16 protein-coding genes and 1 pseudogene are annotated in these 14,220 nt (G+C 68.8%); 12 read left to right on the plus strand and 5 right to left on the minus strand.

Annotation, left to right across the window (positions count from 1 at the left end; translation table 11 throughout):
* Nucleotides 1-52: 52 nt before the first annotated feature.
* The 3 genes from D892_RS0114060 to D892_RS0114070 form a co-directional block, all read right to left on the minus strand.
* Nucleotides 53-970, minus strand: a complete 918-nt coding sequence (locus D892_RS0114060) for a phosphatidylcholine/phosphatidylserine synthase (RefSeq protein ID WP_024801843.1) — start codon at nucleotides 968-970, stop codon at nucleotides 53-55.
* On the minus strand, nucleotides 967-1,683 hold the full coding sequence (locus D892_RS0114065; RefSeq protein ID WP_024801844.1) for a phosphatidylserine decarboxylase: 717 nt from the start codon (nucleotides 1,681-1,683) through the stop codon (nucleotides 967-969). The genes D892_RS0114060 and D892_RS0114065 overlap by 4 nt, the downstream gene beginning before the upstream one ends.
* A gap of 125 nt (nucleotides 1,684-1,808) precedes the next feature.
* Complete coding sequence (locus D892_RS0114070; protein ID WP_024801845.1) at nucleotides 1,809-2,081, minus strand: GlsB/YeaQ/YmgE family stress response membrane protein; 273 nt, start codon at nucleotides 2,079-2,081, stop codon at nucleotides 1,809-1,811.
* A gap of 253 nt (nucleotides 2,082-2,334) precedes the next feature.
* Here D892_RS0114070 and D892_RS0114075 point away from each other — a divergent pair, with 253 nt between their 5' ends.
* The gene (locus D892_RS0114075) at nucleotides 2,335-3,363 is read left to right on the plus strand and encodes a beta-ketoacyl-ACP synthase III (protein ID WP_024801846.1); all 1,029 of its coding nucleotides are present in this window, start codon (nucleotides 2,335-2,337) and stop codon (nucleotides 3,361-3,363) included.
* An 11-nt stretch (nucleotides 3,364-3,374) separates the two neighbouring features.
* On the opposite strand, the gene D892_RS0114080 is transcribed toward D892_RS0114075, so the two are convergent.
* Complete coding sequence (locus D892_RS0114080) at nucleotides 3,375-3,827, minus strand: SRPBCC family protein (RefSeq protein WP_024801847.1); 453 nt, start codon at nucleotides 3,825-3,827, stop codon at nucleotides 3,375-3,377.
* A gap of 232 nt (nucleotides 3,828-4,059) precedes the next feature.
* Here D892_RS0114080 and D892_RS0114085 point away from each other — a divergent pair, with 232 nt between their 5' ends.
* The 8 genes and pseudogenes from D892_RS0114085 to D892_RS0114120 all read left to right on the plus strand — a co-directional run bounded on the left by D892_RS0114085 (nucleotide 4,060) and on the right by D892_RS0114120 (nucleotide 10,410).
* Nucleotides 4,060-4,257, plus strand: coding sequence for a hypothetical protein (locus D892_RS0114085; RefSeq protein ID WP_024801848.1), 198 nt, complete (start codon nucleotides 4,060-4,062; stop codon nucleotides 4,255-4,257).
* Between the two features lie 34 nt (nucleotides 4,258-4,291).
* Nucleotides 4,292-5,965 carry an FAD-dependent oxidoreductase gene (locus D892_RS0114090; protein WP_024801849.1) on the plus strand — a complete coding sequence of 558 codons (1,674 nt, stop codon included), beginning with the start codon at nucleotides 4,292-4,294 and terminating at the stop codon, nucleotides 5,963-5,965.
* Between the two features lie 56 nt (nucleotides 5,966-6,021).
* Nucleotides 6,022-7,500, plus strand: coding sequence for an ATP-binding protein (locus D892_RS0114095; protein ID WP_051499667.1), 1,479 nt, complete (start codon nucleotides 6,022-6,024; stop codon nucleotides 7,498-7,500).
* Nucleotides 7,500-7,853: a UBP-type zinc finger domain-containing protein gene (locus D892_RS0114100; RefSeq protein WP_024801851.1), complete on the plus strand. Its 354-nt coding sequence runs from the start codon at nucleotides 7,500-7,502 to the stop codon at nucleotides 7,851-7,853. The genes D892_RS0114095 and D892_RS0114100 overlap by 1 nt, the downstream gene beginning before the upstream one ends.
* 95 nt (nucleotides 7,854-7,948) lie before the next feature.
* Complete coding sequence (locus D892_RS46660) at nucleotides 7,949-8,380, plus strand: hypothetical protein (protein ID WP_024801852.1); 432 nt, start codon at nucleotides 7,949-7,951, stop codon at nucleotides 8,378-8,380.
* A gap of 156 nt (nucleotides 8,381-8,536) precedes the next feature.
* Entirely contained in the window at nucleotides 8,537-8,821 is a 285-nt protein-coding gene (locus tag D892_RS0114110; RefSeq protein ID WP_156959508.1) for a hypothetical protein, read from the plus strand.
* A gap of 103 nt (nucleotides 8,822-8,924) precedes the next feature.
* Nucleotides 8,925-9,638 (plus strand): annotated as a pseudogene (locus D892_RS0114115) (Clp protease N-terminal domain-containing protein); the annotation flags it as partial.
* A 286-nt stretch (nucleotides 9,639-9,924) separates the two neighbouring features.
* Nucleotides 9,925-10,410, plus strand: a complete 486-nt coding sequence (locus D892_RS0114120; protein ID WP_024801855.1) for a DUF4189 domain-containing protein — start codon at nucleotides 9,925-9,927, stop codon at nucleotides 10,408-10,410.
* Nucleotides 10,411-10,428: 18 nt separating this feature from the next.
* On the opposite strand, the gene D892_RS0114125 is transcribed toward D892_RS0114120, so the two are convergent.
* Nucleotides 10,429-11,193, minus strand: coding sequence for a trans-aconitate 2-methyltransferase (locus D892_RS0114125; protein WP_024801856.1), 765 nt, complete (start codon nucleotides 11,191-11,193; stop codon nucleotides 10,429-10,431).
* A gap of 93 nt (nucleotides 11,194-11,286) precedes the next feature.
* On the opposite strand from D892_RS0114125, the gene D892_RS0114130 reads away from it, so the two are divergent.
* The 3 genes from D892_RS0114130 (at nucleotide 11,287) to D892_RS0114140 (ending at nucleotide 13,957) form a co-directional block, all read left to right on the plus strand.
* Nucleotides 11,287-11,580 (plus strand): hypothetical protein, encoded by a 294-nt coding sequence (locus D892_RS0114130; RefSeq protein WP_024801857.1) that lies wholly within the window; start codon nucleotides 11,287-11,289, stop codon nucleotides 11,578-11,580.
* Nucleotides 11,581-11,780: 200 nt separating this feature from the next.
* Nucleotides 11,781-13,406, plus strand: coding sequence for a chaperonin GroEL (gene groL, locus D892_RS0114135; protein WP_024801858.1), 1,626 nt, complete (start codon nucleotides 11,781-11,783; stop codon nucleotides 13,404-13,406).
* A gap of 125 nt (nucleotides 13,407-13,531) precedes the next feature.
* Entirely contained in the window at nucleotides 13,532-13,957 is a 426-nt protein-coding gene (locus tag D892_RS0114140; RefSeq protein WP_024801859.1) for a hypothetical protein, read from the plus strand.
* Nucleotides 13,958-14,220: the final 263 nt, after the last annotated feature.

The following is a 14,220-nucleotide window of genomic DNA, read 5'->3' on the forward strand; positions in this document are numbered from 1 at the left end:
TGTTCTCCGAGGTCAGACCGAGATGTGGGGGACCCTCGTGATCCGGCGATCGTCATTCACGGGGCCCCGGGCGGCGCAGGCGCAGGCGGGACGTCGACACCGACACCCGCAGGGCGGGGCGGCGCAGCCGTAACGACGACGCCGGTACGCGCAGGCCCGGGCGGCGGCGGGCGGCGCGGCGCTGGGCGCGGCGTTCGGCGGGCTTGTGGTGCCAGGTCTCGGGGCGGGCGGCGACCCAGCGCTGCGAGCGCCACGCGAACGGGATGTGGCCCAGGTACAGCGCGATCAGCACCATCAGCAGGATGAGCGGATAGGTGACCAGCGCGGCCGCGGCCAGGGCGGTCAGCACCAGCAGCAGCGCCGCGGCCTGCGGCGCGACCGACACCGACTTCATCGCGAGCGTCGGGATCGTGCTGACGGCCAGCAGCGCCGCGAAGATCGTCCAGGCCGCCACCACCGGGAAGTTGTTCCACCAGCCGCTGTGGAACTGTTCGTGCAGCGTCAGCGGCAGCATCGCGATCAGCGCCGCCGCCGGCGCCGGCACCCCGACGAAGTACTCGCGCTGCCAGTCGGGGCGGGTGTCGTCGTCCATCAGGGTGTTGAACCGCGCCAGCCGCAGCACGATGCTCACCGCGTAGAGCAGTGCGATGATCCAGCCCGCGCTGTCCTGGCGCAGGAACGTCACGTACAGCACCAGCGCGGGCGCGACGCCGAACGAGATCGCGTCCGCGAGCGAATCGAGCTCGGCGCCGATCTTGGTGGTCGCCGACAGCATCCGGGCCAGCCGGCCGTCGAGCGTGTCGAGCACTGCCGCCGCACCGATCATCGCCACCGCGGTGGCCAACGAGCCCTCCAGCGCGAACTTCACCGCCGACAATCCGGCGCACAGCGCCATAATCGTCACGATGCTGGGCAGCAGGCGCACCGACCGGCGCCGCTTCCCCTCTTCGGTCACCGTTTCCTCGATCATGAGAGCAGTTCGGCCAGCACCGTCTCTCCGCCGACGGTGCGCTGCCCCGGCGCGACGAGCAGGTCGGTCCCGGACGGAAAGTACGTGTCGACCCGCGAGCCGAATCGGATCAGCCCATAGGTGTCGCCGATGCCCAGCTTGTCGCCGACCCGGGCGTCGCAGACGATCCGGCGGGCCAGCAGGCCCGCGATCTGCACCACCGTCACGACCTGGCCGCCGGCGGTCTCCAGCACCATGCTGTTGCGCTCGTTGTCGGTGCTGGCCTCCGGCAGATCGGCGGAGCGGAACCGCCCGCGCCGGTAGACGATCTCGCGCACGGTGCCGTCGACCGGCGTGCGCTGCACGTGCACGTCCAGTACCGACAGGAAGATGCTCACGCGCGGCAGCTCGGCCTCGCCCAGATTCAGCTCGGCCGGCGGCACCGCGGTGTCCACCAGCGCGACCTGCCCGTCGGCGGGCGCGACCACGGCACCCGGCCGCTGCGGCGGCACTCGGTGCGGATGCCGGAAGAACGCCGCCGACCCCGCCGCGGCCGCGAAACCGCTGCGCCGCAGCCACGTCCGCCGCCGGCCCAGCAGGGCGACCGCCAGTGGAGCCGCCACGAACGGCAGACCTGCGGGATGCAACGGCGGAATCGCGTCGCGCACCAGATCGGCGATGTGACCGAGGCCGGTGCGTTCGGGCGTGCCGGGCGGGGTGGGGCGGCGGGCCACGGGCTCCTCTTTCGTGCGCGGACAAGTCGCTCACACCTTACGGGACGTGCCGCGTCCGAGCCTGTGCTACGACAGCACGCAGCCGCGGCGACCGGATGGCCGCCGCGACAGCGTGATCGAACCGGTCAGCCGACCTTTCGACGCCCGGTGACCAGTCGCACCAGCCACAGCAGGATCGCCGCACCGGCGAGGCAGGTGAGGAAGCTGAAGATGATTCCGCCGCCCGCCACGTCGACGCCGAGCAGGTTCAGCAGGAAGCCGCCCAGCAGGCCGCCGACGACCCCGACGACGATATTGAGGAGGATGCCCTGCTGGGCATCCGTCCCCATGAACTTACTGGCGATCCAGCCGGCCAGGCCGCCGATGATGATCCAGCCGATAATTCCGAGACCGAGCATGGTGTCCTCGAATCACTCGTGGGAACAGAGAGGCGTGCCGCCGGTCGAAGCAACCGGCACGCGAACTGGCAGTACCCGATCGATTGTGACAATACCCACGACTCCCGTTACTGTTCCGGCTAATATGAGGGGGCCTCATGTCTATCGGCTCAGATGCGAGTCGCCGGTGAGGGCCCGATGAAGGAACGTTCGATGCGCGGGTGAGGGCCGCAGGCCCGGACACGCCTGCCGGCAGGTACCTAGGAGAAGCACGATGGCTGCTCGACTCGCCCAGATCACAGGGGTGGAGCACACGGCGATGCTCGGGCTCGGTGTGTACCGCCCGACCAGGGTCGTCACCAACGACGAAGTTGCCGGACCGATCGACTCCAGCGACGAATGGATCCGCACCCGCTCGGGCATCAAGACCCGGCGGTTCGCCTCGGACTCGGAAACGCTGATCGAGATGAGCGTGGCCGCGGCCCGCGATGCGCTGGCCGCGGCCGCCGTCGCGCCCGATCAGGTCGGCTGCGTCATCGTCGCCACCTCCACCTGGCTGCTGCTCACCCCGGCGGCGGCGCCCCAGATCGCCACCGAACTGGGCATGGACAATCCCGCGGCGTTCGACATCTCGGCCGGTTGCGCCGGGTTCTGCCACGCCGTCGCGCTGGGCTCGGATCTCGTCAAGGGCGGTACCGCCGGCCACGTTCTGGTGATCGGCGTGGAGCGGCTCACCGACGCGGTCGACCCGGCCGATCGCGGCACGGCGTTCCTGTTCGCCGACGGCGCGGGCGCCGTGGTCATCGGCCCGTCCGACGAGCCGGGGATCGGCCCGACCGTCTGGGGTTCCGACGGCGACCAGCATCACGCCATCCGCCAGGACAAGGACTGGATGGAGTTCTTCGACGAGATCGATGAGCGCGGCCTCGATGCCGTGCGCCCCTACCTGGCGATGGAGGGTACGGCGGTGTTCCGCTGGGCCGCGCATTCGCTCAAGAAGGTCTGCCTGGACGCCATCGACCGGGCCGGGCTGACCCCGGGCGACCTGGATGCGATGGTCCCGCACCAGGCCAACGGCCGCATCATCGAGATCATGGCCCGCGAGCTGGAGCTGTCGGCCAACTGCGCGCTGGCGGGCGACATCGAGGAGGCGGGCAATACCTCGGCCGCCTCGATACCGCTGGCGATGGAGGCGCTACTACGCCGGGGCGAGACCAAGCCGGGCGCCGACGCGCTGCTGGTCGCCTTCGGCGCCGGCCTCTCCTACGCCGCCCAGGTAGTGAAACTGCCCAACTGGCAGTAACCCGTCGGCAATCAGCTCCGCTCGGCGGCGGTCTTGATCTTGCCGAGGGTTTCGTTCATACCGTGCACCAGATTCGACTCGAACTGCTGTTCGCCGCCGAGAAACTTGTCGATCAACAGGCGAATCGGCTTGCGCACACCGTTGGGAACGTCGCGCCGCTCGGTCAGCCGGGTGCCGGATTCGGTGGGCTCCAGCGTGAAGCTCCACACCGTGGCGTTCTCGTTCATGCGGAAGGCGAACGTCCGGTTCGGCTCGAACCGGACGATCCGCGAGGTGGTCGGGTAGTACCTGCGTCCGTCCCGATTGAGGTTGACCGTCCAGGTGCCGGGGCCCAGGGTGCCCAGCGGCACCATGCGGACGGTGTTCGGGCTGAATTCGGGCATCCGCTTCAGATCCGACACCACCGCCCAGACCCGTTCCGGTGCGGCGGAGATGTCGACGGTGGTTTCGAGAGTGTTCGGCAACGCTGCCTCCGAGAGAGGTGGGTGTTCGGTATCGGAATCCTACTGTCGCGCCCCCGTTGTGACCGGCGACCGGTGATGCGGACCACATCCGATTGAAAATCAACTAGATCACATTCTGATGTGAGGGCTACCCCTCCTCGTAATAACCGACGCACAATGGCAGATAGATGAGGGAGAGGTGACGAAGTAGCCGACCCGAGCCCGAGTTTCTTCCGACGTGAGGTGATCCGCCGTGAATTTGCGCTTTCTCCTCCCCCGCAGGCATCCGGATTCCGTTCCGCTCCTTCCGGTCCCCGAATCCGAGGCCACCGCCGTCGCGGCGGTGGCTCGCGGCGAGAGATCCAGACGTACCGCCGCCGAACGCGAGGAACGGCTCGAACGACTGCTGACCCCTACCGAGCTGGACCTGGTCCAGCACCATCGGCTCTGAGCGAACACGTGCGCCGACGCCCCATACTTTCGAGGTGACTTCACCAGCTGCCGCCAAGCCGGCAATACTCAGCGTCGACGACGATCCGGGTGTCTCCCGGGCCGTGGTCCGCGACTTGAGGCGCCGCTACGGGGCGGATTATCGGATTCTGCGGGCGGAATCGGGGCCCGCCGCGCTCGACGCGTTGCGCGAGATGAAACTGCGGGGGCAGCCGGTCGCCGTGCTGATCGCCGATTACCGGATGCCGGAGATGGACGGCATCGAATTCCTGGAACAGGCGATGGATCTGCACCCGTACGCCCGCCGGGTGCTGTTGACCGCCTACGCCGACACCAACGCGGCCATCGAGGCGATCAATGTCGTCGACCTCGATCACTATCTGCTCAAGCCGTGGGATCCGCCGGAGGAGAAGCTGTACCCGGTCATCGATGCGCTGCTGGAGGCATGGCGCGGCGATGAGCACCGGCCGGTGCACGAGACGAAGGTGATCGGCCACCGCTGGTCGGCGCGCTGCTCGCAGGTGCGCGAATTCCTGGCCCGCAACCAGCTGCCGTACCGGTGGTATCTGGCCGACGAGCCGGAGGGTGCGCGGCTGCTGGAGGCGGCGGGCGCGACGCAGGACCAGTGCCCGGTGGTGATCGACGCCGCGGGGCAGGCGCTGATCACACCCTCGGACAGCGAGTTGGCCGGCAGCGTCGGTCTCAGCACCGACCCGGTCGGCGACTTCTACGACCTGATCGTGGTCGGCGGCGGACCGGCCGGGCTGGGCGCCGCGGTGTACGGCGCGTCGGAGGGCCTGCGCACGGTGCTGGTCGAACGCACCGCCACCGGCGGCCAGGCCGGGCAGAGTTCGCGCATCGAGAACTACCTCGGCTTTCCGGACGGATTGTCGGGAGCGCAGCTGGCCGATCGGGCGCGGCGGCAGGCGGTCAAGTTCGGCGCCGAGCTGATCACCGCGCGCCGGGTGGTGGGACTGGAGGTGTGCGGTTCGGCCCGGATGGTGCGCTTCGACGACGGCAGCGCCGTCGCCGCGCACTCCGTGCTGATCGCCACGGGCGTCAACTACCGGCATCATCCGGCGCCGGGCGTGGACGAATTCACCGGGCGCGGCGTGTACTACGGATCCGCCATGACGGAGGCGGCCGACTGCGCCGACCGGGAGATCTACATCGTGGGCGGCGCGAATTCGGCCGGCCAGGCGGCGGTGTTCCTGTCCCGCAACGCGAAGACGGTGCACATTCTCGTGCGGTCGGACTCGCTGGAGCGGTCGATGTCGCATTATCTGGTCCGGCAGCTCGAGCAGATCCCGAACATCAAGGTGCACACCTGTACCGAGGTGGCCGCGGCCGACGGCGACGATCACCTGGAGCGCATCGTGCTGCGCAACAACGCCACCGGGGTGGAAGAAAAGGCGGACGCGGAGCGGTTGTTCCTGTTCATCGGCGCCGCACCGGAGACCGACTGGCTCGACGGCCTGGTGGTTCGCGACGCGGCCGGATACGTGCTGGCCGGCCCGGATCTGCTGGTCGACGGCAACCGCCCGGCCGGCTGGGAGCTGCCGCGCCCGCCGCATCACCTGGAGACCAGCGTTCCGGGAGTGTTCGTGGCCGGCGACGTGCGCGCGGAGTCGGCGAAACGGGTCGCGTCCGCCGTGGGCGAGGGCGCGATGGCGGTCATGCTCGTCCACCGATACATCGCGAAACAGTAGGAGGTGGCACCGTGGCCGAGGAAGCGGTCGCCGACCAGGCGGCGGACACCGATGTGATGTGTGATCCCGAGGAACTGCGCACGCTGTTCCTGTTCGAGAAGCTCGACGACGAGCAGCTGGCGTGGCTGTGCCGGGACGGGCGGGTACGGCATTTCGAGCCGGGCACGGTGTATCGCGAGGGCGACGCCGCGACCTGCTTCTACGTGCTGATGGACGGCGAGGTCGTGCTGACCAAGCTGTCCGCCGGCGAGGAGATCGAGCTGGTACGCACCGATCACCGCGGTTCCTATGCCGGCGCCTGGACCGCCTACATGGGTGACAAGGCCGAGGAGAACTACGTCGGCACGCTGACGGTGACCAGGCCGTCGACGTTCTTCGTGCTCGACGCCGGCACCTTCGCGCGGATGATGCAGGAGTGGTTCCCGATGGCGCTGCACCTGCTTGAGGGCGTGTTCTTCGGCAACCGCAACGCCAACGAGATCATCGGCCAGCGCGAGCGGCTGCTGGCGCTGGGGTCGTTGTCGGCCGGGCTGACCCACGAGCTGAACAATCCGGCCGCCGCCGCGGTCCGGGCCACCTCGTCGCTGCGCGACCGGGTCGCCGGGATGCGGCACAAGCTGAAGATGATGGCGCACGGCACGTTCGACTCGTCGGCGCTGGACGCGATGGTGCAGTTGCAGGAGGAGGCGGCCACCCAGGTCGCCAAGGCCCCGACGCTGACCACGCTGGAGGCCGCCGACCGCGAGGACGAACTCGGCGACTGGCTTGCCGACCGCGGCATCGCCAACGGCTGGGATATCGCGCCGACCTTCGTGCAGGCGGGCTTCGACACCGCCTGGCTGGAGCGGGTGGCGGCCACGCTGGAGGGGTGCGACGCCGGTGTGTTCGAGGGTGCGATCCGGTGGCTGAACTACACCGTCGAGACCGAACTGCTGATGAACGAGATCACCGACTCGACCGTCCGGATCTCGTCGCTGGTCGACGCGGCCCGGCAGTATTCGCAGATGGACCGGGCGCCGTTCCAGGTGGTCGATATCCACGAACTGCTCGACAGCACCCTGGTGATGCTGGGCCGCAAGATCGGCGACGGCATCGAGGTGGTCAAGGAGTACGATCACGCCCTGCCCGAAGTACCTTGCTACGCAGCGGAATTGAATCAGGTGTGGACCAATCTGGTGGACAACGCGGTCGCCGCGATGGACGGCCGGGGTACGCTCACCGTCCGCACCTATCACGAGAACGACTGTGCCGCGGTCGAGATCTGCGATACGGGTCCCGGCGTGCCGGACGATATCCGGAGCCGGATCTTCGAACCCTTCTTCACCACCAAGCCGGTCGGCGAGGGAACCGGTCTGGGACTGGATATCTCGTTCCGGATCGTGGTGAAGAAACACGGTGGCGATATCCGGGTCGAGTCGGCGCCCGGTGACACCCGGTTCATCGTCCGGCTGCCGCTGCATCCCGCCGGACGCGGGAACGACGCGGAGGAGAACATCGAAGGTCGAGCGGCGCAACCGAATTCTGGAGGTGAGTGATGTCGCAGGCGATCGAGGGCATCGACCCGGCGGTGCCGCCGAGCGGCCCGGGTTGCGCGGAATGCGAAGCGGACCAGGGCTGGTGGGTGCATCTGCGCCGCTGTGCCCAGTGCGGGCACGTGGGGTGCTGCGACTCCTCCCCGGCGCAGCACGCCACCAAGCATTTCGCCGTGACCGGGCATCCGTTCACGCAGAGCTACGAGCCGGGCGAGGCATGGTTCTGGAACTTCCGGACCGGCGAGGTATTCGACGAGGGACCCGAACTCGCGCCGCCCCAGCATCATCCGCTCGACCAGACCGTGCCGGGGCCGCGTGACCGGGTGCCGCGCGATTGGCAGAAACGGATTCACTGACGCCTCCGCCGGGTTTCCAATCCCGCCTCCCGCCCGGTACGCTGCGACGCGCGCCGGACCGAACCGGCGCTTGCGAACACCGGGGATAGACGTCCATGAAACGACATTCGGCGATCGCCGTCGCGCTGTGCGCGCTGGCACTGGGACCCACCGCCTGCGGCGGTGACGACTCGGGCACCGACGCCGCCGGACTGCGCAGGAACGCGCCGCCCAGCACCGCCACCTCGTCCGCCCCCGCCCCCTCGGCGACCACTGCGGCCGCCGAACCCTCGACCGATGGCCCCACCACCGCACCCTCCTCCGAATATGCCGCGCTGGGCCCGGCCTCGCGGACGCCGTGCTCCGAGTTCAAGAACCTCGACACCGAGGCCGAGAAGTCGACGATGGAGCAGGTGCTCGCGGAGAACCCGGGTTCGAAGTTCGAGGGCAGCCCGAATGTCGCACTGGGCACCGCGAAACTGGTGTGCCTGGCCGAGAGCCGGGCCGAGACACCGGTGGCGGTCGCCATCGGCATCGCCGAAGAGTAGCCTGCCGAAAAGTAGCTTGTAGCACGGCCTTTCGCCGTCCGCAGTGGCCGGGCGCGGGCGTGGCGTTTACCGATCCTTAGGCAGTCGATAAGCCCTGCGGCGCACCGTTTTCGCATGCGCCGCGACTGGAGTGGCGCCCGATCGGTGGGAGATCTCGTGCAGAAATTGGTCATTGCGGTGCTGGCCGCCGGTGCTCTGGTCGCGCCGATCGCGGCCTGCGATCCGGATACCGGTTCGGGCGGTAACGAACTGCGCAGAAATGCGCCGGCCACCACGACCGCACCGCCGACGACCACCGAACATCGACTGCCGCGTATTCCGTTGCCGCACATCACGCTGCCCGGCGAGCTACGTGGCGGTCCGGCGGAATCGAGCGCACCGGAGGCGTCCACCGGCGCCGCGACCGAGCCCGCCGTCCCGTCGGCGACCGCGCCGAACTGATCGGCACGACGCACGCCGCCGGGCGCCGTGCGGCCGCCGACCCCGCGTGAGACAAGTCAACTACCTGTTGACGATTGCGGCATCGTCAACCTATTGTTGACGCATGGCAGACAGTATCAACGTACGCCTCGACGACCTGATCGAGGGCATCAAGAAGGCGCGTCCCGACAACGTGCTGGAGCAACTCTCCGACGCGGTGGTCGTCGGCGGGCACCTGGGCGAGGTGGCCGATCATCTGATCGGCCACTTCGTCGACCAGGCCCGCCGCACCGGCGCCTCGTGGACCGATATCGGCGACAGCATGGGGGTCAGCAAGCAGGCCGCCCAGAAGCGGTTCGTCCCCAAGTCGCCGGCCGACCCGGCAATGGATCCCAACGCGGGGTTCGCGCGATTCACCTCGCGGGCCCGCGCGGTCGTCGTCGCCTCCCAGGAGGAGACGCGGAGTGCCGGCAACCCCGAGATCCAGACGGAACATCTGGTGCTCGGGCTGCTCTCCGAGCCGAACAGCCTGGCGGCCCATGCGATCGTCGCCAAGGGTGTCACGCTGGAGGCGGTACGCCGGGTCGCCACGGCGGCACTTCCTCCGGCCGTCGATGATCTCCCCGCTCTGATTCCCTTCGGCGCCGCCGCACGCAAGGCCCTGGAGCTGACCTTCCGCGAGGCACTTCGCCTGGGCCACAACTACATCGGCACCGAACATATGCTGCTCGCCCTGCTGGAGCAGGAGGACGGCGCCGGCGTGCTGTCCGGTCTCGGCCTGCGCAAGGCGGAGGTAGAGGCGGACATCGTCGCGCAGCTGGCCGACTTCGTCACCGCGGCAGAGGCTCCGCCTGCTCCCGTCGCTCCGACACCGCCTGCTCCCGTCGCTCCGACACCACCCCAGCCCCCGGCCGCCCCGGCGCCGCCCGCGCCCCCGGCCGCCCCGAGCCCGCCGTCGCCACCGGAGCCGCCGACCGCGAGCCGGTGACGATCCGGTGCGAGACCGTCCCACCGCCGACGAGAGGTGAAGAGTCCCCGTCCGTTTCGGTCGTTCCGCCGAGCCGACTGCGAGAAGCACTGTGTTTCTTAAGCTTTCGGCAAGGCCGACGAAACATGCTGCGACCATGAAAATTATCGCTTCGGGTTCCGCCGCGTCGTTCGCCCGGGTCGGCATCGTTGCCGCGACGGTCGCCGCCGGGGTCGCCTTCTCGACGGCCTCCGCCTCCGCGGACGACACCCGGTACGCCGCGATCGCGGTATCGACATCGAACGGCGCCTGGGCATCGGTCCGGGACCGGGCCTCGGCGGAGGATGCCCAGAACGACGCGGTCGCCGCGTGCAACGAGCGGAATCCGGTGGTCGCCCATCCGCCGACGGGTTCGTCCGGGCCGTACACCACCGGCGGCGACTGCGGCTGGAAGGTGCGGGTCGGCTCCGGATGGTGCGCAGCGGTGGTCCGGTCCGACAGCCTCGACGACGACGGTGAGCCGGACGGGAACCACCGCTACACCTCCGGGTGGGGCCGCACTCGGGAGGAGGCCGATTTCAACGCGATCCAGAAGGGCAGCGGGGTGCGGTCGCAGATCCTCGAATCGGTGTGCCAGAACTAGCCGTGTGCCCCGACCGGGTCAGGGCGTGCGGGCGACGGTGAAGACGCGGCGGAACGGCAGCCAGGTGGTGCCGTCGGGCTGTCCGGGGTAGGCGGCGCGCAGCAGCGGGGCCAGTTCGGCGACGAACCGGTCCCACTCCGCGTCGTCCAGGGCGTCGCGGATCGGCCGTAGCGCCGTACCCGAAACCCACTTCAGCACCGGGTCGTCCCCGGTCAGGCGCTGGACATAGGTTGTCTCCCAGGCGTCGACGGCGCAGCCCGCCTCGGCCAGTACGGTGGCGTAGCCGGTCGGGTCGAGGACCGCGCGCTCCTCCAGGACGCCGGTCGCCGCCAGGCGCTCCCGCCAGTTGTCCCGCCCGGCCAGCTCCCGGATGCACCGATGCGACGGGGCATCGAAATTGCCCGGCACCTGGACGGCCAGCCACGCCCCCGACGGTAGCTTCGCCGCCCAGTCGGTCAGCAGCGCCGGGTGTCCGGGCACCCACTGCAGCACCGCGTTGCAGACCACCACATCGGTGTCCGGCTCGGGCTCCCACTCGCGGACATCCAGCAGCGTGGCGTGCACGCCGCGGGCCCGGGCGGCGGCGACCATCTGCGGCGCGGAATCCGACGCCTCCACCACCGCGTCCGGCCAGCGGTCGCCGAGGGCGCCGGTCAGGTGTCCGGGTCCGCATCCCAGGTCGACGACGCGCCGCGGCCGCTCGGCGCCGATGCGCCCGAGCAGCTCGAAGAAGGGTCGGGAGCGGTGATCATCGAAGGCCAGATACTGCTGCGGATCCCACATGGGCGGCTCCAGAGGTCGCGTTCTCAAACCGTACGTCCGTACTGTATGACCCGGATGTGAGTTCTACAAGGGTTGTCAAGATACGATGTGGCTATGGCGGATGACGTGGATTCCGACCTAATCGCGGGGGAATTGCGCGCTGACCTGCTGCGCGCACTTTCCTATGTGCAAACCGAGGACGGTCCGGACGGTAGCTACATCGTCAACGGGGATCTCCCTCCGGAGGTGGCCCCGCCGTTCATTCGCGCCATCATGCGCATCGAGGCGGAGCTCCTGTTGCACGACGCCGAGCAGGTCACGGTCGAACGAGGGGAGCCGCGCTCCCCGGACGAGCGGCGCACCGATGCCTTCCTCGCTCTGGCGCTGCGCGTCACCGATACCACCTAGCCTCATAACCGCTGCCCGGAGTCGCCACCCCTGACCTTGCAGTCGACACCCCTGAGTGCTAGAAAGGGACTGGCACTCTCGACCTGTGAGTGCCAGGTCGGGACGGTGAGAGCGGGAGCCACGACACACCTGCTCGTCCGTCGCGGGCACCGAGCCTGGCCAGCATCGTGTCACCCCCAATCCTGGAGGATCACTTCGCAATGGCCAAGACGATTGCGTACGACGAAGAGGCCCGCCGCGGCCTCGAGCGGGGTCTGAACAGCCTCGCCGACGCTGTCAAGGTGACGCTGGGCCCCAAGGGTCGCAACGTCGTTCTGGAGAAGAAGTGGGGTGCCCCCACGATCACCAACGATGGCGTGTCCATCGCCAAGGAGATCGAGCTGGAGGACCCTTACGAGAAGATCGGCGCCGAGCTGGTCAAGGAAGTCGCCAAGAAGACCGACGACGTCGCCGGTGACGGCACCACCACCGCCACCGTGCTCGCCCAGGCGCTGGTGCGCGAGGGCCTGCGCAACGTCGCGGCCGGTGCGAACCCGCTGGGCCTGAAGCGCGGCATCGAGAAGGCCGTCGAGGCCGTCACCAACCGCCTGCTCGAATCGGCCAAGGAGGTCGAGACCAAGGAGCAGATCGCCGCCACCGCCGCCATCTCGGCGGGTGACCAGTCCATCGGTGAGCTGATCGCCGAGGCCATGGACAAGGTCGGCAAGGAAGGCGTCATCACCGTCGAGGAGAGCAACACCTTCGGTCTCCAGCTGGAGCTCACCGAGGGCATGCGCTTCGACAAGGGCTACATCTCCGGTTACTTCGTGACCGACCCGGAGCGTCAGGAAGCGGTCCTCGAGGATCCGTACATCCTGCTGGTCGGCTCGAAGGTCTCCACCGTCAAGGACCTGCTCCCGCTGCTGGAGAAGGTCATCCAGGCCGGTAAGCCGCTGCTGATCATCTCCGAGGACGTCGAGGGCGAGGCCCTGTCCACCCTGGTGGTCAACAAGATCCGCGGCACCTTCAAGTCCGTCGCCGTGAAGGCCCCGGGCTTCGGCGACCGCCGCAAGGCGCAGCTGGCCGACATCGCCATCCTGACCGGTGGCGAGGTCATCAGCGAAGAGGTCGGCCTCAACCTGGAGAACGCCACCGTGGACCTGCTGGGCCAGGCCCGCAAGGTGGTCGTCACCAAGGACGAGACCACCATCGTCGACGGTGCCGGCGACGCCGACGCCATCCAGGGCCGGGTCGCGCAGATCCGCACCGAGATCGAGAACTCGGACTCGGACTACGACCGCGAGAAGCTGCAGGAGCGCCTGGCCAAGCTGGCCGGCGGTGTCGCGGTGATCAAGGCCGGCGCCGCCACCGAGGTGGAGCTCAAGGAGCGCAAGCACCGCATCGAGGACGCGGTGCGCAACGCCAAGGCCGCCGTCGAGGAGGGCATCGTCCCCGGTGGTGGCGTGGCGCTGCTGCAGGCCGGCCCGGCTCTGGACGACCTGAAGCTGACCGGTGACGAGGCCACCGGCGCGAACATAGTGAAGGTCGCGCTGGCCGCGCCGCTGAAGCAGATCGCCTTCAACGCCGGCCTCGAGCCCGGCGTGGTGGCGGAGAAGGTCGCGGGCCTGCCGAAGGGCCAGGGCCTCAACGCCGACACCGGCGACTACGAGGACCTGCTGGTGGCCGGCGTCGCCGACCCGGTGAAGGTGACCCGTTCGGCCCTGCAGAACGCGGGCTCGATCGCGGCGCTGTTCCTCACCACCGAGGCGGTCGTCGCCGACAAGCCGGAGAAGCAGGCCGCCCCGGCGGGCGACCCGACCGGCGGCATGGGTGGCATGGACTTCTGAGTCCTGCCTTCCGGCAACCCCTTTCGAACCGGCGGCCGGTTCACTCTCCGGAGTGAACCGGCCGCCGGCCGTTGTTAGGGCTTCCGTAAGTCCGGCCCAAGGCGTCGTTCGTAGCGTCGTCGGCGATGGGCACAGGGCCCATCACCGAGTGGGTGGGAAAGATGAAGAAGACTCTGATCGCCGCGTTCGCTCTGATCGCCGTGGCCACGGCACACGTGCTGGGCGCCGGATCTGCACGAGCCGTCTCGGGCTCCGAGAGCGTGACGTGCTCGGGTTCGGTGAAGCCCTGGGGATGGTTCTCCGCGCAGACCTACCAGTACGCGTCGCTGGACTCCGACGGCGACGTCTCCAACGAGAGCCACACGCTGAACTTCTCCGGCTTCCTCGAAGGAGCCGAGGATGCTCAGCTGTTGCACGCGACCGGCGACAAGTGGTTGATGTACCGCGCGGGCGATTTCGATATCGCCGTCCCGTTCGAGGACGACGCGGGGCTGTTCGTGGTCGACAACCGGTACCGCGAGACGAAATGGGTCAAGCTCTGCGACAACTGACAGCGTCCGTCGGTGCGCGAAGGTCGGCTCTGTTTCCGGGTCGACCCCCGCTCCCGCGTTGTCCCGATCTTGCCGCTTGGCCGTATGACCAGGCGATTTGACACTGAAAGCGATTGGCACGTAACTTATTCCAGGTCAGAGCGACACGGACGCCGACCCGGCTGTGAGGCGGGGACACGAGGTTGGACGGGGAGCGCCTGATGGTCACACTGGTTCGGTTGAGACTCTGATTTGGTTCGGGGTGGATGGCTGAGCTAAGCTGG

Origin of the sequence: Nocardia sp. BMG51109 (genome assembly GCF_000526215.1) — a bacterium.
In the GTDB taxonomy this organism is placed as follows: domain Bacteria; phylum Actinomycetota; class Actinomycetes; order Mycobacteriales; family Mycobacteriaceae; genus Nocardia.